The sequence below is a fragment of the Kitasatospora misakiensis genome, from assembly GCF_042656005.1.
Taxonomy (GTDB): Bacteria; Actinomycetota; Actinomycetes; order Streptomycetales; family Streptomycetaceae; genus Kitasatospora; species Kitasatospora misakiensis.
Genome location: NZ_JBHSOF010000126.1, coordinates 1 through 1,687 on the forward strand (window position 1 = coordinate 1; position 1,687 = coordinate 1,687).

Here is a 1,687-nt window from a genome sequence, read left to right on the forward strand (position 1 = left end):
AGAAGCGATCCCCAAACCCGCCACGGGACTTGGGATCAGTACGGGTGTTCGGGTTGGTTCCCGATTCGGGTGATCTCGGCGTTGTCGCCGCATGAAGACAGGGCCCCTGTGCAGCTTGGAGGTTGTCGAGACCGAAAAGCTGCGAGGAGGCCCTGTTGCCGCTTTTGTACGCCGTCGCCGCGGTCGGCGGCAACTCCGCGCCCCCAAGGTGTGACTGCTTCGCACACCGGTACGGGAACGCGGGCGACCATGACGAGCGCGTTCGGCTCTACAACAGCGACATGACGGACGCCGAGTGGGCGGCGGTGCGGGACCTGCTGCCGGTGCCGGCGTGGATGGGCGGACAGGGTGGGCGGCCGGAGGGCTACTGTCACCGCCAGATGCTCGACGCGATCCGCTACCTGGTCGACAACGGTGTCAAATGGGCCGCGCTGCCCGCCGACTTCCCGCCGTACAAGCGCGTCCATGCCTTCTTCACCCGCTGGCGCGACACCGGCCTGCTGACCGAGTTCCACGACCGGATGCGCGCCGCCGTCCGCACCGCGCAGGGCCGTGACCCCGAGCCGACCGCGGCGGTCATCGACTCCCAGTCGGTCAAGGCCGCCGCCAGCGTGCACAGTTTGACGCGGGGCTACGACGGCGCGAAGAAGATCAACGGCCGCAAGCGACACCTGGTCGTCGACACCCTCGGCCTGCTCCTGATGATCCTGGTCACGCCCGCCGACGCCGGTGACCGGGCCGCCGCCGCCGACATGCTCCCCGCTCTGAAGGCCAAGTTCCGTCTCCTGCAAAGGATCTGGGCCGACAGCGGCTACACCGGTGACCTCGTCACCTGGGCGAAGACCAAGCTCGCCCTGGTCGTGGAGATCGTCAAGCGCACCGACGACCTGTCCGGGTTCCGCGTCGTCCCGCGCCGCTGGGTGGCGGAGAGGACGTTCGGCTGGCTCATGCGCTCACGCCGCCTCGCCCGCGACTACGAGACCCGCGCCGACAGCGCCCAGGCCGTGATCCTGTGGTCCATGACCATGGTCATGAGTCGGCGCCTCGCCCGCCACCGCCGCCAGGCCCGGAGTGTCACTCCGCGGCCCGGGGCCGCCGCCGCGGCATGAACCGACCCCCGGACCCGTCGACCTCCAACCAGCCCCGCTCCACCAGCCGCCTCGCCTTCTGCCGCAGGTTCTCCGTCACCGCGGCGACCGGCTCGCGGCCGACCGCGACCGCCACCTCCCGCATGGTCAGGCCGACACCGCCCTGCCCGCCGGACTCCACGGCCTCCACCAGTCGCCGGTAGTCCGGCGCCAGCGCGTCCACCGGATCCAGACCCTCCCGCCACACCGGCACCACGGACCCCTTCGGCGGCACCCGCGCCCCCACCTCCGCCGGCCCCGCGGCATCCCCGGCCGGGGCGAGCGCCTCGGCCAGCTCCTCCACCGCCACCACCCGACGCTCCAACACCGCCCTCGCCGACTCCAGCTCACCCTCGAGGCGCTCCAACTCGGCCTCCAGATCCCCCACCCGCGCCCGGGCGGCCTCCCGACGCTCCTCCAACAACCCCAGCGGCGACGGCGGCATCACACACTCCGTTCCGGCCTCGACAACCCGACACCGAAACCCTGCCGTCCAAACCCGCGCACCATGCCTGAGCAGCGAAAAGTCATACGCTGCAAGCGGATTGCGGATGCCTTCT

2 protein-coding genes are annotated in these 1,687 nt (G+C 71.1%); one reads left to right on the forward strand and one right to left on the reverse strand.

Annotation, left to right across the window (positions count from 1 at the left end; translation table 11 throughout):
- Positions 1-281: 281 nt before the first annotated feature.
- Entirely contained in the window at positions 282-1,109 is an 828-nt protein-coding gene (locus ACFP3U_RS36835) for an IS5 family transposase (RefSeq protein ID WP_380230142.1), read from the forward strand.
- On the opposite strand, the gene ACFP3U_RS36840 is transcribed toward ACFP3U_RS36835, so the two are convergent.
- Positions 1,075-1,572: a hypothetical protein gene (locus ACFP3U_RS36840; RefSeq protein WP_380230143.1), complete on the reverse strand. Its 498-nt coding sequence runs from the start codon at positions 1,570-1,572 to the stop codon at positions 1,075-1,077. The two genes, ACFP3U_RS36835 and ACFP3U_RS36840, sit on opposite strands and share 35 nt — an antisense overlap.
- Positions 1,573-1,687 lie beyond the last annotated feature (115 nt).